This window comes from Streptomyces sp. NPDC007084 (genome assembly GCF_040703595.1).
In the GTDB taxonomy this organism is placed as follows: Bacteria; Actinomycetota; Actinomycetes; order Streptomycetales; family Streptomycetaceae; genus Streptomyces.
Genome location: NZ_JBEYFY010000007.1, coordinates 139,860 through 158,474, shown reverse-complemented (window position 1 = coordinate 158,474; position 18,615 = coordinate 139,860). Strand labels below are relative to the sequence as shown.

17 protein-coding genes are annotated in these 18,615 nt (G+C 69.9%); 4 read left to right on the top strand and 13 right to left on the bottom strand.

The window, feature by feature from the left end:
* Positions 1-2: 2 nt before the first annotated feature.
* Entirely contained in the window at positions 3-1,262 is a 1,260-nt protein-coding gene (locus tag AB0912_RS09370) for an MFS transporter (protein WP_366697391.1), read from the bottom strand.
* A 107-nt stretch (positions 1,263-1,369) separates the two neighbouring features.
* On the opposite strand from AB0912_RS09370, the gene AB0912_RS09365 reads away from it, so the two are divergent.
* Positions 1,370-2,386: a LacI family DNA-binding transcriptional regulator gene (locus AB0912_RS09365; RefSeq protein ID WP_366697389.1), complete on the top strand. Its 1,017-nt coding sequence runs from the start codon at positions 1,370-1,372 to the stop codon at positions 2,384-2,386.
* A 67-nt stretch (positions 2,387-2,453) separates the two neighbouring features.
* Here the strand turns inward: AB0912_RS09365 and prcA are convergent, their stop codons facing one another.
* The 7 genes from prcA to arc all read right to left on the bottom strand — a co-directional run bounded on the left by prcA (position 2,454) and on the right by arc (position 8,496).
* Positions 2,454-3,200, bottom strand: coding sequence for a proteasome subunit alpha (gene prcA / locus AB0912_RS09360; protein WP_366697387.1), 747 nt, complete (start codon positions 3,198-3,200; stop codon positions 2,454-2,456).
* 56 nt (positions 3,201-3,256) lie between these two features.
* Positions 3,257-4,102: a proteasome subunit beta gene (gene prcB, locus AB0912_RS09355; protein ID WP_366697385.1), complete on the bottom strand. Its 846-nt coding sequence runs from the start codon at positions 4,100-4,102 to the stop codon at positions 3,257-3,259.
* Entirely contained in the window at positions 4,054-4,287 is a 234-nt protein-coding gene (locus AB0912_RS09350; protein ID WP_366697383.1) for an endonuclease domain-containing protein, read from the bottom strand. Before AB0912_RS09350 ends, prcB begins: the two co-directional genes overlap by 49 nt.
* 74 nt (positions 4,288-4,361) lie before the next feature.
* Entirely contained in the window at positions 4,362-4,562 is a 201-nt protein-coding gene (locus AB0912_RS09345) for a hypothetical protein (RefSeq protein WP_366697381.1), read from the bottom strand.
* 37 nt (positions 4,563-4,599) lie between these two features.
* Positions 4,600-4,818 carry a ubiquitin-like protein Pup gene (locus tag AB0912_RS09340; protein WP_037739193.1) on the bottom strand — a complete coding sequence of 73 codons (219 nt, stop codon included), beginning with the start codon at positions 4,816-4,818 and terminating at the stop codon, positions 4,600-4,602.
* A gap of 165 nt (positions 4,819-4,983) precedes the next feature.
* Positions 4,984-6,495, bottom strand: a complete 1,512-nt coding sequence (dop, locus tag AB0912_RS09335; protein ID WP_366697379.1) for a depupylase/deamidase Dop — start codon at positions 6,493-6,495, stop codon at positions 4,984-4,986.
* 234 nt (positions 6,496-6,729) lie between these two features.
* Complete coding sequence (arc, locus tag AB0912_RS09330; protein WP_366697377.1) at positions 6,730-8,496, bottom strand: proteasome ATPase; 1,767 nt, start codon at positions 8,494-8,496, stop codon at positions 6,730-6,732.
* 253 nt (positions 8,497-8,749) lie between these two features.
* On the opposite strand from arc, the gene AB0912_RS09325 reads away from it, so the two are divergent.
* On the top strand, positions 8,750-9,055 hold the full coding sequence (locus AB0912_RS09325) for a ferredoxin (protein WP_366697375.1): 306 nt from the start codon (positions 8,750-8,752) through the stop codon (positions 9,053-9,055).
* 171 nt (positions 9,056-9,226) lie between these two features.
* Here AB0912_RS09325 and AB0912_RS09320 read toward each other — a convergent pair whose 3' ends face one another.
* The 4 genes from AB0912_RS09320 to AB0912_RS09305 form a co-directional block, all read right to left on the bottom strand.
* Positions 9,227-9,802, bottom strand: a complete 576-nt coding sequence (locus AB0912_RS09320) for a hypothetical protein (RefSeq protein WP_366697373.1) — start codon at positions 9,800-9,802, stop codon at positions 9,227-9,229.
* Positions 9,803-9,980: 178 nt separating this feature from the next.
* Positions 9,981-11,198: an IS110 family transposase gene (locus tag AB0912_RS09315; RefSeq protein WP_366697371.1), complete on the bottom strand. Its 1,218-nt coding sequence runs from the start codon at positions 11,196-11,198 to the stop codon at positions 9,981-9,983.
* Positions 11,199-11,776: 578 nt separating this feature from the next.
* Complete coding sequence (locus AB0912_RS09310; protein WP_366697369.1) at positions 11,777-12,679, bottom strand: tRNA (adenine-N1)-methyltransferase; 903 nt, start codon at positions 12,677-12,679, stop codon at positions 11,777-11,779.
* 83 nt (positions 12,680-12,762) lie between these two features.
* Positions 12,763-14,784, bottom strand: coding sequence for a site-2 protease family protein (locus AB0912_RS09305; RefSeq protein WP_366697367.1), 2,022 nt, complete (start codon positions 14,782-14,784; stop codon positions 12,763-12,765).
* Between the two features lie 307 nt (positions 14,785-15,091).
* Here AB0912_RS09305 and AB0912_RS09300 point away from each other — a divergent pair, with 307 nt between their 5' ends.
* Both AB0912_RS09300 and AB0912_RS09295 read left to right on the top strand, forming a co-directional pair.
* Positions 15,092-16,180, top strand: coding sequence for a PD-(D/E)XK nuclease family protein (locus AB0912_RS09300; protein WP_366697365.1), 1,089 nt, complete (start codon positions 15,092-15,094; stop codon positions 16,178-16,180).
* 14 nt (positions 16,181-16,194) lie between these two features.
* Positions 16,195-16,866 carry a response regulator transcription factor gene (locus AB0912_RS09295; RefSeq protein ID WP_081223499.1) on the top strand — a complete coding sequence of 224 codons (672 nt, stop codon included), beginning with the start codon at positions 16,195-16,197 and terminating at the stop codon, positions 16,864-16,866.
* Positions 16,867-16,972: 106 nt separating this feature from the next.
* On the opposite strand, the gene AB0912_RS09290 is transcribed toward AB0912_RS09295, so the two are convergent.
* Positions 16,973-18,553 (bottom strand): ABC transporter substrate-binding protein, encoded by a 1,581-nt coding sequence (locus tag AB0912_RS09290; protein ID WP_366697363.1) that lies wholly within the window; start codon positions 18,551-18,553, stop codon positions 16,973-16,975.
* Between the last annotated feature and the right edge of the window lie 62 nt (positions 18,554-18,615).

Sequence of the window (18,615 nt, the reverse complement as noted above, 5' to 3'; positions counted from 1 at the left end):
CATTACGCCCGATCCCCTGAGCTGAAACGGGGTTCGACGGCACGGTTTGGATCATTTTCCGATGAGACCGCGACGACCCCGCCCCTCCCGGCGGCGGCGAGGACCCGCCCCGTGGCCAGCAGCACCACCAGCGCGGCCACACCCGCGGCCCCCGGCACGGCGAAACCACGGGCCGCCCCGCCCCACTCCACCACCGGCCCCGCCAGGCCCGTACCCACCGACGCGCCGACCGTGAACGTCGTCACCAGCCACGAAAAGGCCTCCGTGACCGTACCCGCCGGCGCGTGCCGGTCCACCAGCACGAACGCACACGCGATACATGGCGCCAGGAACACCCCCGCGAGCGTCGCCAGAGCCGTCATCGCCACCGGACCGGGCACCAGCGTCAGCGGGAGGTAACACACCGCCAAGAGCGCCACCAGCACCCGCAGTCGCCGCTCCGGCGCCCCCGCCCACCGCCGCGCCCCGTAGGCCACCCCACCGAGCAGCGCGCCCAGCCCGATCCCCGCCATCAGCCACCCGTACACCGCGTCCCCGCCATGACCGTCCGCGTACGACACCGCCGCCACCGTGATCGAACCGAGCGCGATCCCGACGAACAGGAACGCGCCCAGCAGCGCCAGCAGCCCCGGCGAGCGCAGCGCCCCCAGCCAGTGCGCCTCCCGCGGCGCCGACCGCCACGCGCGCGAGGGCGGCGAAAGGACCACGGACAGCGCGCCCAGGACGCCGATCAAGGCCAGAATCAGCAGGGCGGCGCGCGGCGACCAGACAGCGGCGCACAGGGTCACCAGCAACGGGCCGACGGTGAACATCACCTCCTGCGCCACCGCGTCCATCGCGTACGCGGTGTGCACCTGCTCCTGTCTGCCCAGCACCGAAGGCCACAGCGCCCGCAGACCGCCCTCCAGGGGAGGCGTGAAAAGGCCCGCCACGGCCATCGCCGCACAGCCGAGCAGCGCCGGGTCCGTCCCCAGGAAGGCGAAGGCGCCCATCCCAAGGGCCGACACGAGCGCGGCGGGCAACTGGACCCGCGGCTGCCCGTAGAGGTCCACCAGCCGCCCCAGCAGCGGCTGCCCCACCGCGTTCGCCACCCCGTACACCGCCGCGAGCGCCCCCGCCAGGCTGTACGTGCCCTCCTCGGCCCGGACGAACAGCACCACCGCGATGGCCGCGGTCGCGTTCGGCAGCCGCCCCACGAGCGTGCCGACGAGCAGCCGGGCGGCATGCCTCGCCCTGAGGATCTCCAGATACCCCGCGGCCATGTCGAGCCCTTCCGGTAGCGCGTGACGGCGCAGGTTTTACGTATAACGTCGTCGTCCATACGTACCATGTGCCCAGTCCGGAGTCCAGACGAAAGAGCAGGCCCACGGTGGCACCAGGTAGCACGCGCCCCACCAGCAGGGACGTCGCCCACGCCGCCGGCGTCTCCCAGGCGGCCGTCTCCCTCGTCCTCGGCGACAAATGGCGCGGCCGCGTCTCCGAAACCACCGCCGAACGCGTCCGCCAGGCCGCCCGCCAACTCGGCTACCGCCCCAACCTCGCCGCCCGCAACCTCCGCCTCGGCCGCACCCGCACCGTCCTCCTCGTCGTCCCCGCCCTCACCACCGAATTCTTCGCCGGCGTCTACACCGGCGCCGCCCGCGTAGCCGCCCAACACGGCTTCGGCGTCGTCCTCTACCCCTCCCCCGAGGGCATCGGCCCCGCCCGCGACCCCTTCGGCTCCGCCCAAGCCGCCCTCGACGGCGTCCTCGCCTCCTCCATGGCCGCCGACGCCCTCACCGCCATCCGCGGCGACCAACTCCCCCTCGTCATGCTCGACAGCGACCCCGAAGGCAGCCAAGGCGCCGCCACCGTCAACCTCGACATCAAAGACGGCGTCCGCCAGGTCACCGACCACCTCCTGCGACTCGGCCACCGGCACTTCCTGCACCTCGCCGCCGACATCCCCTCCTGGACCTTCGAGATCCGCGCCCGCGAACTCACCACCCGCCTCGCCACCGTTCCCGGCACCGACCTGCGCACCACCCACGCCCCCATCTCCTTCGAGGACGCCCTCGCCGCCGCCCACACCGCCCTCACCGCCCCCGGCCCCCGTCCCACCGCCGTCATCTGCGACGACGACAAACTCGCCGCCGGCGCCTACAAGGCCGCCCGCCGCCTCGGCCTGCGCATCCCCGACGACATCTCCGTCACCGGCCTCGACGACCTCGCCCTCGCCCAGGCCCTCGACCCCGAACTCACCACCGTCCGCCTCGACGCCGAACTCTTCGGCGAACAAGGCATGAAAGCCCTCCTCGCCGTCCTCGACGGCCGCACACCCCCCGAAGAGGACATCCCCGTCCACCTCGTCGTACGCGGCTCCACAGCCCCTCCCAACCCCGCCTGAACACCGAAAGGGCCGCCCCGGTGAACACCACCGGAACGGCCCCTGGCCACAGGCCCCTAACGGAACCTCACTTCTCGTCGTCAGGATCCTCGGCCTCCGTCGCGGTCTCCGCGCCCCCGGCCTCCAGCAGCCGGCCCAGCTGACGCCCCACGATCCGCTTGAACTTCCGCTTCTGCGGACGCGTCCGGTCCAGCACCGCCACCTCCAGACGCTCCGCGGGAATCTCCCGCTCACCCCCGTTGGCCTCCCGCGACAACGAACGCACCGCCAGCTTCAACGCCTCGGCCAACGACATCCCGTCACGATGCTCGGCGTCCAGATAGGTGCTGATCTGCTCGGAACTGCCACCCACGGCAACCGAACCGTGCTCATCCACGATCGAACCATCGTGCGGCAGCCGATAGATCTGGTCACCCTCAGGCGTGTCACCGACCTCCGCGACCACCAACTCCACCTCGTACGGCTTCTCCGCCGCCGACGAGAAAATCGTCCCCAGCGTCTGCGCGTACACGTTCGCCAGACCACGCGCCGTCACATCGTCGCGGTCGTACGTGTAACCCCGCAGATCGGCATAACGCACACCACCGATCCGCAGATTCTCGTACTCGTTGTACTTACCGGCGGCGGCGAAACCGATCCGGTCATAGATCTCGCTGAACTTGTGCAGCGCACGGGACGGGTTCTCACCGACGAACACAATGCCGTCGGCGTACTGCAGCACCACCAGGCTGCGACCGCGGGCGATGCCCTTCCGGGCATACTCCGCCCGGTCCGCCATGGCCTGCTGAGGTGAGACATAGAACGGAGTCGACACCGGCTACCCGTCCCTTTCTGTCGAAGTCACTGGATCACCTGGAAAAAGAGACGGCCTCAGAGCAACGCGGCACGCGGACCATCAGGCTGCTCCAGCCGCCGCTCCAGGATCACCCGGGCGATCTCGGAGGACTCCTCGTCCGTGAGCCGGCGGAAACCGTCCTCGGTGATCACCGTGACGATCGGGTAGATCCTGCGCGCCACATCCGGACCACCCGTCGCCGAATCGTCATCCGCCGCGTCGTACAACGCCTGCACGACCAGCGTCGTCGCCTGCTCCTCGGTCAGATCCTTCGCGTAGAGCTTCTTCATCGCACCCCGCGCGAAGATCGACCCCGAACCCGTCGCCGCGTAACCATGCTCCTCGGAACGGCCACCCGTGACGTCGTACGAGAAGATCCGGCCCCGCTCACGGTCCACGTCATACCCCGCGAACAGCGGAACCACCGCCAGACCCTGCATCGCCATGCCCAGATTCGAACGAATCATCGTGGACAGGCGGTTCGCCTTGCCCTCCAACGAGAGCTGCGCGCCCTCCACCTTCTCGAAGTGCTCCAGCTCCAACTGGAACAACTTCACCATCTCGACGGCCAGACCCGCCGTACCGGCGATACCCACCGCCGAGTACTCGTCGGCCGGGAACACCTTCTCGATGTCACGCTGCGCGATCACGTTCCCCATCGTCGCCCGCCGGTCACCGGCGAGCACGACACCGCCCGCGAACGTGACGGCGACGATGGTCGTGCCGTGCGGCGCCTCGATGACGCCCTGCACGGGCGGAAGCTGGCGCTTACCGGGGAGCATCTCCGGCTGCTGCTCGGAGAGGAAGTCCATGAAGGACGACGACCCGGGCGTCAGGAAGGCAGCCGGTAGACGCCCGGTGCTACGAGTGTTGGCTTCCACGCGTTTCCTTCCAGGTATGTCGCAGCCCGTCTGATGACGTCGGGCCGATCCTTGAACTGCCCCAGCGCGGCATTGCGGCTGAAGCACAGTACGCCTCGGACCCTACCCGTCTGGTGGCAGTGATCCACATGCTCGGCGGGGGCAGAAAGGCAGATGCAACGGATTCCCCGCTGCTCCGCGACCATCGCGTCCAACTCGGCCGGAGCTAGGCCGTACTTGCGTCGGAAAACAGCTGATCCGGTTCCGCTCCGCCCGACACTCACGGCGGTAGCTCGCCCGGCCGCACCTTGGCCCGCACGGTCCGCCCTTTCGCCTCCTGGCGCTGCCGGTAGTACTCCGCGGAGCACTCTCGGCAGCACACCTGAAGACCGTCGGGCATCGACTTGTTACGGGCAAAGGCCGCCCGCGGCTTCTCCTGCTTGCACCACGAGCAGCCCCGCTTCTCCGTCTCGTCGGTCATACGCGGCTCGAACCTACGATCCGAAGGTAAAAGCGGCCTACTGCCCACCCTTCTGGACGAAGGACCTCACGAAATCCTCCGCGTTCTCTTCCAAGACGTCGTCGATCTCGTCCAGAACCGAGTCGACGTCGTCGCTCAGCTTTTCCTGGCGTTCCTTGAGGTCGTCCGTTGCCTGCGCGTCCTGCGCCTGCTCTTCGACCTCCTCGGTGGAACGCGTCGCCTTCTGCTGTCCGCCGCCGGTGTCCTTGGTCGCCATAACCCTCACCCCGCTCGGTTCGACGTTCTTGATCAGACCCTACAAGCAGGGTCCGACATCGGCCCCGCAGTTTCTCCAACGTACGGGGGCCACCTCGATGATTCCCGTCCGCCGCGTGTTCCACCCTGTCGCGCCCGGCCGGCCTGTGCCGGCCGGGGCGGGGGCTCAGTTGCCCGACAGGACCTTGACCAGGTCTTCGGCCGTACGACAGCGGTCCAGCAGCTCCTTGACGTGATTACGCGTTCCGCGAAGCGGCTCCAGGGTTGGGACGCGCTGGAGCGAGTCGCGGCCCGGAAGATCGAAGATCACCGAGTCCCAGGAGGCCGCCGCGACGTCGTCCGCGTACTGCTCCAGGCAGCGCCCGCGGAAGTAGGCGCGGGTGTCCTCCGGCGGCTTCGTACGGGCCCGCTCGACCTCGTCCTCGGTCAGCAGCCGCTTGATCCTGCCGCGGGCCGCCAGACGGTTGTAGAGGCCCTTGTCGGCCCGTACGTCGGCGTACTGGAGGTCGAGGAGGTGCAGCTTGGCGGCGTCCCAGTCGAGGCCGTCGCGGCGCCGGTAGCCCTCCATGAGTTCCCGCTTGGCGACCCAGTCGAGCTCGCCGGAGAGGCTCATGGGGTCGTTCTCCAGGCGATTGAGGGTGTCCTCCCAGCGCAGCAGGACGTCCTTGGTCTGTTCGTCGGCGTCCGCGCCGTAGCGTTCTTCGACGTATTTGCGGGACAGCTCGAAGTACTCCATCTGGAGCTGGACGGCGGTGAGTGTGCGTCCGCTGCGGAGGGTGACGAGTCGCTTGAGGGTGGGGTCGTGGGAGACCTGGTGGAGGGTGCGCACGGGCTGGTCGACGGCGAGGTCGACGGCGATGAAGCCGTCTTCGATCATGGACAGGACCAGGGCCGTGGTGCCGAGCTTGAGATAGGTGGAGATCTCGGAGAGATTGGCGTCGCCGATGATGACGTGTAGGCGGCGGTACTTCTCGGCGTCGGCGTGCGGCTCGTCGCGGGTGTTGATGATGGGGCGCTTGAGGGTGGTTTCGAGGCCTACTTCGACTTCGAAGTAGTCGGCGCGCTGGCTGATCTGGAAGCCGTGTTCGTGTCCGTCCTGGCCGATGCCGACGCGGCCGGCGCCGGTGACGACCTGGCGTGAGACGAAGAACGGGGTCAGGTGACGCACGATGTCGGAGAAGGGGGTTTCCCGCTTCATCAGGTAGTTCTCGTGCGTGCCGTAGGAGGCGCCCTTGTTGTCGGTGTTGTTCTTGTAGAGGTGGATGGGCTGGGCGCCCGGAAGCTGGGCGGCGCGTTCGGCGGCTTCGGCCATGATGCGTTCGCCGGCTTTGTCCCAGAGGACGGCGTCGCGGGGGTTGGTGACTTCGGGGGCGCTGTATTCGGGGTGTGCGTGGTCGACGTAGAGGCGTGCCCCGTTGGTGAGGATGACGTTGGCGAGGCCGATGTCCTCGTCGGTGAGCTGGGTGGAGTCGGCGGCTTCCCGGGCGAGGTCGAAGCCTCGCGCGTCCCGTAGCGGGTTCTCTTCCTCGAAGTCCCAGCGGGCGCGGCGCGCCCGGTGCATCGCCGCCGCGTAGGCGTTGACGATCTGGGATGAGGTGAGCATGGCATTGGCGTTGGGGTGGCCGGGGACGGAGATTCCGTACTCCGTCTCGATGCCCATTACTCGCCGTACGGTCATGCGGCCCTCCTTGCCCGGCGGCGCCCTCGGTCGGGGGCGCTGCTCAAGTACCGCTGGCGCTCCGGTGCGTGTGCGGTGCCCGTCCCCGCACTGCGCGATTCGGCGGTACAAGTGAGCCTAGAACGCCTTTGCGCTGGTGGGGAGATCATTTGCGTCATTGCTGTGGTCCGGCCGTGTGGGGGAAAGCAGTCGGCTGCGGGTACCCGCGTCGGGCACCCGCAGCCGCCCTGTTTTTTACAGGTATTGGCCGGTGTTGGCCACCGTGTCGATGGAGCGTCCGGTGTCCGCGCCCTGTTTTCCGGTGATGAGCGTACGGATGTAGACGATCCGTTCGCCCTTCTTTCCGGAGATGCGGGCCCAGTCGTCGGGGTTGGTGGTGTTGGGAAGGTCTTCGTTCTCCTTGAACTCGTCCACGCATGCCTGGAGGAGGTGGGAGACGCGGAGGCCCTTCTGGCTGTGGTCCAGGAAGTCCTTGATGGCCATCTTCTTGGCGCGGCCGACGATGTTCTCGATCATGGCGCCGGAGTTGAAGTCCTTGAAGTAGAGGACTTCCTTGTCGCCGTTGGCGTAGGTGACTTCCAGGAAGCGGTTTTCCTCGGATTCGGCGTACATGTGTTCCACGGCGGTCTGGATCATGCCGTGGACGGTGGCCGACCGGTCGCCGCCGTGTTCTCCGACGTCTTCGGAGTGCAGGGGGAGGCGTTCGGTGAGGTACTTCTGGAAGATGTCCTTGGCCGCTTCGGCGTCCGGGCGTTCGATTTTGATCTTCACGTCGAGGCGGCCGGGTCGCAGGATGGCGGGGTCGATCATGTCCTCGCGGTTGGAGGCGCCGATGACCACGACGTTCTGCAGGCCTTCCACACCGTCGATCTCGGCGAGGAGCTGGGGAACGATGGTGTTCTCCACGTCCGAGCTGACGCCTGATCCGCGGGTGCGGAAGAGGGATTCCATCTCGTCGAAGAAGACGATGACGGGGGTGCCCTCGCTGGCTTTCTCGCGTGCGCGCTGGAAGACGAGGCGGATCTGCCGCTCGGTCTCTCCGACGTACTTGTTGAGCAGCTCGGGGCCCTTGATGTTGAGGAAGAAGCTCTTGCCGGTGGCCTGTCCGGTCACTTCGGCGACCTTCTTGGCCAGGGAGTTGGCCACGGCCTTGGCGATGAGCGTCTTTCCGCATCCGGGGGGCCCGTACAGCAGGACGCCCTTGGGCGGCCGCAGTTCGTGCTCCTTGAAGAGGTCGGGGTAGAGGTAGGGGAGCTCGACGGCGTCGCGGATCATCTCGATCTGGCCGCCCAGACCGCCGATCTGCTCGTAGCCGATGTCGGGGACCTCTTCGAGGACGAGTTCCTCGACTTCGCTCTTGGGGACGATTTCGTAGACGTAGCCGGATCGGGGTTCCAGGAGGAGGGCGTCACCGGGGCGGATGGTGACGTCCAGGAGTGGTTCGGCGAGCCGTACCACTCGTTCCTCGTCGGTGTGTCCGACCACCAGGGCGCGTTCGCCGTCCTCGAGGATCTCCTTGAGGGTGACGATGTCGCCGACGCTCTCGTATTCCATGGCCTCGACCACGTTGAGAGCTTCGTTCAGCATGACTTCCTGGCCGCGTCGTAGCTCTTCGAGTTCGACGCTGGGGCTGACGTTCACGCGGAGTTTGCGGCCTCCGGTGAAGATGTCGGCCGTGCCGTCCTCGTTGGCCACCAGGAAGACGCCGAAGCCGGCCGGCGGCTGTGCGAGCCGGTCGACTTCTTCCTTGAGGGCCACGATCTGGTCGCGGGCCTCACGGAGCGTGTTCGCGAGCCGCTCGTTCTGCGCGGACACGCCGGCCAGGTTGGTCTGAAGCTCGACGATCCGCTCTTCGAGAATCCTCGTGTGCCGCGGAGAGTCGGCGAGCTTGCGTCGCAGGACGGCGATCTCCTGCTCAAGGTAGGCAATCTGCCCGGCGGGGTCATCGGACCCTCGTCCCGGGCGGATGCCGCGGTTCATGTCGTCGTCGTGGGCTGCCACGGTCCTCACCTCCTCCAAGGGGAGCTGGACGCTTCCAGACCCTACCTGGGTGGGTGTCGATTGAAACCCCTAGATCACAAAGACTGTCGGGGTGTGTCCGATCTTCACCCTTGCGCTCTCCCTCACGCCAGGGGAATACCCACCGAACATGATTGGGAAGCGGGCGGAGGTAGGGTCGAAGTGTTCAACACCCTTCAGAGCTGGCCCGATTCCCGCGTCTTCGGTTCGCTCGGGGCAGGAAACGGCAGGAGAAATGACCGTGCAGCAGGAGTCCGGAGCCGGCGGCGAGGCGCTTGAGGTCTGGATCGACCAGGATCTGTGTACGGGCGACGGGATCTGCGTCCAGTACGCCCCGGAGGTGTTCGAGCTGGACATCGACGGCCTGGCGTATGTGAAGAGCGGGGACGACGAGCTGCTGCAGTCGGTGGGGGCGACGACGCCGGTGCCGTTGCCGCTGCTGCGTGATGTGGCGGACTCGGCGAAGGAGTGTCCGGGCGACTGCATTCACGTGCGGCGGGTTTCGGACAAGGTCGAGGTTTACGGGCCCGACGCGGAGTGACGCGCGGGGCGCCGCGCGTCACGTGTTGCCCGCCGGGTCATGCCCTCCGCCATGGCGGAGGGCATTTCTTCTGTCCGATTACGTTCACTTCCACCCGTTTGCGCCCCTGTCCTCGCGGCCCGGTCGGGGCGGGTGAGGGCACTCGGGGCGTACGGGGGCACGCGGGGGCGTTCAGACGCTCTGCGCGCCCGCCGGGGTGGAGCGGACGAACGCGCCGTTCTTCCACTGCCACTTGGCTTCGTCCTTGACGTCGGGGCAGCAGCTCGGGACGTCGGCGGAGGAGTAGCCGAGCAGGGTGGCGGTGACGGCGTGGTCGCGGACGGTGAAGTCGGTGACGCTGAGGCGGTCCTTGGGGTCGATCAGGGTCGCGACGACGCGGGGCTTGGACGCGCCCTCACTCTGGGTGAGGACGTAGACGCCGCTGGGCGGGGTGCCGGAGCCGGCGTCGCAGCGGACGACGGCCACGGTCTCGGGGCGGCCGTCGCCGTCGAGGTCGCCCGAGGCCTTCTTGGTGACGATCGCTTTGGCGGGTCCGCAGGTGATCGGATACTCGACGCCTGCCGCGTCCGGGGCCGTCACGGTGGCCGCGGCGGCTTTCGGTCCGGTGGCGGGCTGCGCGGCGCGCGCCGGATCGGGCTGGAGGACGGAGGAGAGCGCGACGACTCCGGCGATGGCGGTGGCCGTGGCGACCCACTGGAGGGGGCTGGTGTGCGTGTGTGCCAGTTCCGGGACGGCGGATTGCTGCACTAGGAGTGTCTCCCGTGAGGGGCTGTGCCGGTGGGGGTGGGGTGCCCCGCATGGTGCCACACGTCACAGTCGGGGGGAACGGCGGGGTCCGGACTTTTGAGCGAGTTCTCAGAGGGTCCGCGGGGGGGCCTCTATGTCTTTCGTCAAGGTGCCGTTGTCTGGTGTGGGGTTGTTGGGGTTATGCGGCGAGTTCGACGTCCGTCGGTGTTCGGTATTCGTAGAAGGTGCCGTCGCGGAGCATGGCGAACAGGACGCTGATGCGCTGGCGGGCGAGACGGAGGAGGGCTTGGGTGTGGGTTTTGCCGCGGGTCCGCTGGCGGTCGTAGTAGGTGCGGGAGGCCGGGTCGGCGTTCATGCAGGCGAAGGCGGACAGGAACATCGCCCGTTTGAGCTGCCGGTTTCCGCCTCTGGGTGCGTGTTCGCCGTGGATCGAGGTCCCGGACTGCTTCGTGGTGGGGGCGAGGCCGGCGTAGGAGGCGAGGTGGGCGGCGGTGGGGAAGCTGGCGCCGTCGCCGACGGTGACCAGCAGGACGGCGGCGGTCCTGACGCCGACGCCGGGCATCGACGTCAGGACCGGGGAAAGAGGGTGGGCCTCCAGCAGGGCGTTGATCTGGGCTTCCATGGCCCGGCGCTGGGTGTGCACGGCGGCCAGGGACGCGGCCAGGGACGGGATGACGATGTCGAGGGTGCCGGTGCCGGGGACCACGACGGTCTGTTCGTCGAGCGCGTCGAAGACCTCGTCGATCAGCCGTTGGGCCATGCGCGGGGCCTTCGGCCGGATCAGCTCGACGAGCCTGCGGCGGCCGGCTTTGCGCAGTGCGGCCGGGGAGCCGTGACGCTCCAGGAGCCAGGTGACGGCCTGGTGGTCCAGACGTGGTCCAAGGACACGCTCCAAGGAGGGATGGAACTGGGTGAGCAGGCCGCGTATCCGGTTGGAGGTGCGGGTGGCCTCGGCGGCGAGGTCCTGGTCGAAGCCGACGAGGACCGTGAGCTCGGCGGTGATCTCGTCGGTCAGGTCCAGCGAGCGCAGGGTGTGGGGCATGGTGCGGGCCGCGTCGGCGATGACGGCCGCGTCCTTCGCGTCGGTCTTGGCCTCGCCGGGGTAGAGGTCGGCGATCCGGCGCATGGTCAGGCCGGGCAGGTAGGCGACCTTGCAGCCGGCGTCGCGGGCGACGGTCAGCGGCAGGGCACCGATGGAGGCGGGCTGGTCCACGATGACCAGGACGGTGCCGAACTTCGCAGCCAGTTTGTCGAAGACGGCTCTCAGCTTGGGCTCGCTGTTGGGCAGCTGCTTGTCGAAGACCTTCTTGCCGGCCGGGGTGAGCCCGTGGCCGTGATGGTTGCTCTTGCCGACGTCCAGGCCGAGGAACACGCCTACATCTTCGGTCTCGAACATCGTTCCCCTCCGGGGGTGTTGACGGTGCCGGCCTCGGCTCGGGTGTCGTGCTCGCGCATCCACGTTATGCAGACCTGCCGCCCGCGAACCGTCCGGCATTGCGCCGGACCGGACGGTGGCCAGACCTCTGATCAGCGACTCCGACGAACACCCCCGGCCCCGGCGACACCACCCCCCAGGTCATGCCTTCGACAGGGGGACACAGTCATACCGAGCCCGAAGGCCAGCGGCCCTCTTGCAGGACCACGGAAAACATAACGGGGGGCGCCTGCCGGGGTTCCGCGAGTACGGCGACCGCTGTCACGGACGCCTGGGAGCGGAGCGGCCCGGCGGCGCTTACGAGCGGAGTCCTGGGCCGGGCAGGTGTCCGGGGCGAACGCCCTCAGGTCCTCGTCCTCGTCCCCGGCGGCGTCGGGCAGTCGGCCCGCCCGACGCTCTGTGTCCGCGGTCTGTGTCCGCGGTCGACGGCTGCGGCTGCGGCTGCGGCTGCGGCTGCGGCTGGTGTCAACGGGAAAGCGTGGTGGCCGAGTTCCCCGGGACATTCGGGAACTCGGCCACGGTCGTGCCGCGTTGGTGCGTCAGCGGGCGGTGCCGGCGTCGGCGTTCGGGCCGGCGTAGTCCTCGCCGTAGGCGCCCTTGGCGGGGCGGCGGCGGCGCATGGGCGGCTCGACTCCGTCCGCGAGGCGGCGGGCGGTGAGCAGGAAGCCGGTGTGGCCGATCATCCGGTGGTCCGGGCGGACGGCGAGGCCCTCGATGTGCCAGTTGCGGATCATCGATTCCCAGGCGGTCGGCTCGTTGAAGGAGCCGATCTCGCGGATCGACTCGACGGTCCGCGCGAGCTGGGTGGTGGTCGCCACGTAGCAGCAGAGGATGCCGCCGGGGACGAGCGCCTTGGAGACGGCCTCCAGGCATTCCCAGGGGGCGAGCATGTCGAGGATGACGCGGTCGACGTCGGTGTCGCTCAGGTTGTCCTGGAGGTCGCCGACGGTGAGCTGCCAGGCGGGGTGCGGGCCGCCGAAGTAGCGCTCGACGTTCTGCTGGGCGATCTCGGCGAAGTCCTCGCGGCGCTCGTAGGAGTGCAGCATGCCCTGGTCGCCGATGGCGCGCAGCAGGAAGCTGCTGAGCGAGCCGGAGCCGACGCCCGCTTCCACGACGCGTGCGCCGGGGAAGATGTCGGCGAAGGCGAGGATCTGCCCCGCGTCCTTGGGGTAGACCACGGCGGCGCCGCGGGGCATGGACAGGACGTAGTCGGGGAGCAGGGGGCGCAGCGCGAGGTAGGCCACGTTTCCGGTGGTGCGGACAACGCTGCCCTCGGGAGCGCCGATCAGCTCGTCGTGGGGGAAGGAACCCTTGTGGGTGTGGAAGTTCTTCCCGGCTTCGAGCGTGAACGTGTAGTGGCGGCCCTTGGGGTCGGTGAGCTGAACCTGGTCCCCGACCTTGAAGGGCCCGCGCCTGCGGGCGGCACCGGTCGGTTCGGACATGTGAACAGCCTACCGGTCCGGGGCGTGGCCGCCGACCACGGCCGGAGGGCGGCCGGGCCGGGGGCCGCGGGTCCGGGCGGGGGTCAGGCGGGGCGGGCCATGGCCTTGACGAAGGCGCGTTCCACGTCGGCGGCGGAGAGTACGCCGTAGATCTCTCCGGAGTCCTCGACCACCAGGTATTCGGTGGCGGGGGTGGCGCGCAGGACGTCGAGAAGTTCCTCGCCGGCGAGTTCGGCGGAGACGCGCATGCCGTCGGTGAGGTCCTGGGCGAGGCCGCTGACGGCGACCCAGGGGCGCCGGTGTTCGGGGACGCCGACGATGGCGGCTTCGCGGACGAGGGAGAGGGGTTCGCCGTCGGGGTCGACGACGACCAGGGCGCGGGCTCCGGCGTCGTTGGCGCGGCGCAGGGCCTCGGAGAGGGGGGTGCTGGTCTCGACGGGGACGGCGCGCCGGGTGAGGGAGCGGGCGCGGAGTTCCGGGAGGTGTTCGCGGAGCCGGGCCATGCGCAGGCTGTTGCCCGCGCCGGTCCAGATGATCGCGGCGAGGATGGCGGCGAGCAGGGCGTCGGTGACGGTGTCCATGCCGCTGAGGTCCTCGGGGCTGGCGCCGAGGGCGGAGGACTGGGTGAGCAGGGGCAGTCCGATGAGGACGGAGACGGCGAGGGCGCGGCCGACCCAGGCGGCGGCGACGGTGCCGCTCATGGGTTTGCCGGTGATCTTCCAGACGACGGCGCGGAGCATCCGGCCGCCGTCGAGGGGGAGGCCGGGGAGCAGGTTGAAGGCGGCGACGATGAGGTTGGAGATCATCAGGCCGGCCAGCAGGACGCCGGGGACGGTGCCGGGCTCGACGGGGAGCATGGCGAGGTAGAAGACGCCGGACAGGACGAGGGAGAGGAGGGGGCCGACGAAGGCGAGTACGAACTCGCGGCCGGGGGTCTCGGCTTCCTTCTCGATCTCGGAGACGCCGCCGAAGAACTGGAGCTGGATGCGGCGCACGGGCAGTTTGAAGCGCAGCGCGGCGACGGTGTGGGCGAGTTCGTGGACGAGTACGGAGGCGTAGAAGGCGACGGCGAAGAACAGGGAGACCAGGTAGCGGGCGGCGCCGAGTTCGGGCAGGACGCGGTCGAGTTGTCCGCCGAACACCCAGGTGATCAGGGCGGCGACGAGGAACCAGCTCGGGGCGACGTAGACGGGGACGCCGAAGGGCCGTCCCATGAGGAGGCCGCCACCGGGTTCTTTGCGCCGCCGGGGCGGCCGGCCGGCGCGGCCACCGCCGCCCGTGGTGTCTCCGCCGCCGCCCGGGCCGCCGGTGTTGCCGCTGTGGGCGAGGGTCCGGTGCTCGGTGTGATCGGCCGGGGCGCCGGCCGGGTGCCCGGTGTCGGCGGGAGTGCGGTGCTCGGTGTGGTCGGCCGGGGTGCCCGCCGGGTGCCCGGTGTCGGCGGGAGTGCGGTGACCGTGGTGCGGGTGGGCCGGCGCCGGGGAGGCGCCCTCCGCGTCGCCGGTTCCGGACGCGGGGCGGCTGCGCGTGGCGGGGTCTTCGTCCGCCTCGGATCGGGACCGGGTGTGCGTCGCGGGGGTGTCGCGCGGGCCGGCACCGGTCGGGCCGGGTGCCGGGGCGTCGGCGTCCACACCTCGCCCGGCGGTCTCGGGGCTCTGTCCGGAGTCGGGGCGAGGGGCGGAGTCCTCGGGACGGTCAGACGCCGCGCCCCCGTCGACGGGCTCACCCTCGGAGCCGGACCCGGGGGCCGCGGGCGCAGGGCCGGAGGAGGCCTCGGAGCCGGCGGCCTTCGGCGCGGAGCCGGCAGAGGTCTCGGAGCCCGGGGCCGCGGGCGCCGGGGTCACGGGCGCCGGACCGTCGGAGGCCGTCCCCGTCTCCGGGGCCGCGGGCGCCGTGCCGTCGGAGGTCCCCGGGGCAGCGGGCACCGGGTCGGCGGAGGTCTCGGGGTCGGGGGCCGTCGGCGCCGGGCCCGTGGAGGGCTCGGGGCCGGCCGGGCCGGGGCGTGGGGCGTCGGCGGCCGGGCCCGCGGTGGCTCCGGGCCTCTGGTGGCCCTCGGTCGCCTCGCCGGTGCCGGACCGCGGTCGCCCGCTGCCGCCGCTCTCGTCCACGATGTCCTCTCGTTCGAAGCGTCCCCGGCTCCCTGATGTGTGCGGAGCAGGAGGGTCTGTGGTCGATGGTATGCGTCCGTCGCGGCGCGTTCCGCCCCGGCACCCCCTCTGTTTTCCGTGCCGTGGCCCGCGCCGGCGGCGGGTGACGGGTGTCGTCCGGTCCGGCCGGGTTCGCGGGGCGTGCTCGTGCGCGGGGGGCCTGGCGGGGCGGAGGTGTTCCGCGTACGGGCTCGTACGCGGCTATAGGGGACGAACCGGCCGGAACGGGATCACGGGGTGTCAGTGGCTGCCCGTAAGGTCTGTCGTCATGGAAACGAGCACCGAGGGCGCCGCGCCCGAAGAAGCGGCCGTGGCCCGCGACACCGCCGAGCCCGTCGCCGACGGACCGGCCACGGCGCCGGTCGTCGGCCTGGCCGCGACGGCGCTCGCCGGACCCGCCCCGGCGGCGGGCGGCGGACCGGGCCCGGCGGCGGGCGGCGGACCGGCTCCGGCGGTTGTGGAGGGTCCTGCCCCGGTGGTTGTCGAGGGGCCCGCCCCGGCGGTCGCGCGGGCGCCCGCCTCGCTGTCGCCCTCGCGTGCCAGTGACTTCATGCAGTGTCCCCTGCTGTACCGCTTCCGGGTGATCGACCGGCTGCCCGAGAAGCCGAGCCCGGCGGCGACGCGGGGCACCCTGGTGCACGCGGTGCTGGAGCGGCTGTTCGACGCTCCGGCGGCGGACCGGACCGCGCCGCGCGCCAAGTCGCTGATCCCGGGCCAGTGGGACCGGCTGCGGGAGACGCGGCCGGAGGTGCTGGAGCTGTTCGCCGACGATCCGGAGGGCGAGCGGCTCGCACGCTGGCTCACCGAGGCCGAGCAGCTCGTGGAGCGGTGGTTCACGCTGGAGGACCCCTCCCGGCTGGAGCCGGCCGAGCGGGAGCTGTTCGTGGAGGCCCGGCTCGATTCGGGTCTGACCCTGCGCGGCATCATCGACCGGGTCGACGTCGCGCCGACGGGCGAGGTCCGGATCGTGGACTACAAGACGGGCAAGGCACCCCGTCCGGAGTACGCGGAGGGTGCCCTGTTCCAGATGAAGTTCTACGCCCTGGTGGTCTGGCGGCTGAAGCAGGTGGTCCCGCGCCGTCTCCAGCTCGTGTATCTCGGCAGTGGTGATGTGCTGACGTACGACCCGGTGGTCGCCGATCTGGAGCGGGTGGAGCGCAAGCTGCTCGCGTTGTGGGAGGCGATCCGGCTGGCGACGGAGACGGGCGAGTGGCGGCCGCGCCCCACCAAGCTGTGCGGCTGGTGCGACCACCAGGCGGTCTGTCCGGAATTCGGCGGTACTCCCCCGCCGTATCCGCTCCCGGTCAGGGCGCCCGCGTCGGGCCCCCGTGAGCAGGGCAGAATGGGGCCGGACTAGCGAAGGAGACTTACGTGGCCATCCGCGTCCTACTGGTCGACGACCAGCCGCTGCTGCGCACCGGCTTCCGGATGATTCTGGAGGCGGAGCCGGATCTCGCGGTCGTCGGCGAGGCCGGTGACGGTCTCCAGGCCCTCGACCAGGTGCGTGCGCTGCAACCCGATGTGGTGCTCATGGACATCCGTATGCCGCGGATGGACGGGGTCGAGGCGACCCGGCAGATCACCGGCCCCGGCCGGGACGGCCCGGCGAAGGTGCTCGTGCTGACGACGTTCGACCTCGACGAGTACGTGGTGGAGGCGCTGCGGGCGGGTGCCAGCGGCTTCCTGCTGAAGGACGCGCCGGCGAACGAACTGGTGCAGGCGATCCGGGTGGTGGCCGGCGGTGAGGCGATGCTCGCGCCGAGCATCACGCGCCGGCTGCTGGACAAGTACGCCGGTCATCTGCCGTCCGGTGACGAGCCGGTGCCGGACACGCTGCACACGCTGACGGACCGTGAGGTCGAGGTGCTGAAGCTGGTGGCGCGCGGTCTGTCGAACGCGGAGATCGCCGCCGACCTGTTCGTGAGCGAGACGACGGTCAAGACGCATGTGGGGCATGTGCTGACGAAGCTGGGGCTGCGTGACCGGGTGCAGGCCGCGGTGTACGCGTACGAGAGCGGTCTGGTGCGCCCGGGAGCGCAGTAGGCACCTCTCCCCCGGGCTCGGCACGGCCCGGCACGCGGGCGTATGAGCGAAGGGCGCCCGTTCCGGAAGGAGCGGGCGCCCTGCGCGTGAGGAGTCGGGAGGGGGGTCAGCCCTTCTTGATCTCCCAGAAGCGGAACACGGTCGACGCGTCGAGGCAGTACTCCAGGCCGTAGATGTCCTCGCGTGCCACGGCGTACTGCTTGGCCTGCCAGATGGGGATGATCGGCAGGTCGTCGGCGACGAGGTCCTGGAGCTTGCCGTAGGAGGCGTCGGTCGAGGAGCGGTCGCTCTCGGCGGCGGTCTTCGGGATGAGGCTGTCGGTGATCGTGCTGTTGGTGAAGTTGTTGCCCAGCACGTTGCCCTTGCCGAAGAAGGGGGCGGTGAAGTTGTCGGGGTCCGGGTAGTCGGGCACCCAGCCCTTCACGTACACGCCGTACCTGCCCTTGGCGATGTCCTTCTCGTACTGGTCGTAGGCGACGGACTTGACGGTCGCGTCGAACAGTCCGCTGGCGTTGAGCTGCCTGGCGATCGCCTTGAACTCCTGGTCCGTGGAGGGACCGTAGCGGGAGGGCGTCGACCAGAGGGTGAGCTTCACCTTGCCGGTGATGCCCTCGTCGCGCAGGGCGGCGGCGGCCTTGGACGCCGAGGGGCGGGCGCCGTAGGTGTCGAAGAAGGACGTGCTGTGGCCGGCGATGCCGGCCGGGATGATCGAGTACAGCGGGGTGGCGGTGTTCTCGTAGACGTCGCCGACCAAGGCGTCGCGGTCCAGGAGGTAGGCGATGGCCTTGCGCACGCCGAGTTTGCCGGCGACCGGGTCGTGCATGTTGAACACCAGGTGCTGGACCTCGGCGCTGCTGCCCTCGATGACGTTGACGCCGCTCTTGGCGGAGCCGTTCTCGATGCCGGCGATGTCGTCGGCGGCGAGGCCTCGGTAGGCGACGTCGACCTGGTGGTTCAGTACGGCGTCCTTCAGGGCCTTCTGGTCGCCGTGGAAGAACTTCAGGGTGACGCCGGAGTTCTGGACCTGGGCGGTGCCCTTGTAGTGCGGGTTGACCGAGAAGACCGCCTGGTCGTCGCCGAACGAGTCGAGCTGGTATGGGCCCGAGCCGACGGCCTGGTGGTCCTCGCGCAGGGCGTTGGTGGCGTACTCGCGGTGGTCCACGATGGAGCCGGCGCCGGAGGCGATCTTGCTCGGGAAGGTGGCGTCGGCGTACTTGAGGTGGAAGACGACGGTCTTGGCGTCGGGGGTCGTGACCGTGTCCAGCATGGGGAACATGATGGCCGGGCCGACGCTGTCGTCGATCTTCATCATGCGGTCGAAGGAGTACTTCACGTCCGCGGAGGTGAGCGCGTCACCGTTGCTGAACTTCAGACCGTCCTGGAGTGTGCACGTGTACACCCTGGTCGCGGTGTCGGTGAACCCGCACTCCTTGGCCGCCTCGGGCTCGGGCTCGGTGCCGCCCTTGGGAAAGCTCAGCAGCGACTGGAAGACGTTGTCGAACAGCAGCCACGATCCTGGGTCGTAGCCGGAGGCGGGGTCGGTGGCGAGGACGTCGTCGGACATCCCCATCACCACGGAGGAGCCGTCTGTTCCGGAATCGCCCGTCTCCGAGCCGCATCCGGTCAAAAGGCCGGAGGCCAGCCCCGCCATGATCGGCAGGACTGGCCACTGGTTGCGCATGTTCACGTGCAGGTGCCTTGTCGTTGGAACTGGTGCACCCGGGGCCCGCGTCGGGGCCCCGGGTCGGA

Bases quoted from the DNA above. Each gene is read 5' to 3' on its own strand.
- AB0912_RS09370 (WP_366697391.1), bottom strand. From the start codon at position 1,262: ATGGCCGCGGGGTATCTGGAGATCCTCAGGGCGAGGCATGCCGCCCGG.
- AB0912_RS09350 (WP_366697383.1), bottom strand. From the start codon at position 4,287: ATGGTCGCGGAGCAGCGGGGAATCCGTTGCATCTGCCTTTCTGCCCCC.
- AB0912_RS09345 (WP_366697381.1), bottom strand. From the start codon at position 4,562: ATGACCGACGAGACGGAGAAGCGGGGCTGCTCGTGGTGCAAGCAGGAG.
- AB0912_RS09340 (WP_037739193.1), bottom strand. From the start codon at position 4,818: ATGGCGACCAAGGACACCGGCGGCGGACAGCAGAAGGCGACGCGTTCC.
- dop (WP_366697379.1), bottom strand. From the start codon at position 6,495: ATGACCGTACGGCGAGTAATGGGCATCGAGACGGAGTACGGAATCTCC.
- AB0912_RS09325 (WP_366697375.1), top strand. From the start codon at position 8,750: ATGACCGTGCAGCAGGAGTCCGGAGCCGGCGGCGAGGCGCTTGAGGTC.
- AB0912_RS09315 (WP_366697371.1), bottom strand. From the start codon at position 11,198: ATGTTCGAGACCGAAGATGTAGGCGTGTTCCTCGGCCTGGACGTCGGC.
- AB0912_RS09310 (WP_366697369.1), bottom strand. From the start codon at position 12,679: ATGTCCGAACCGACCGGTGCCGCCCGCAGGCGCGGGCCCTTCAAGGTC.
- AB0912_RS09300 (WP_366697365.1), top strand. From the start codon at position 15,092: ATGGAAACGAGCACCGAGGGCGCCGCGCCCGAAGAAGCGGCCGTGGCC.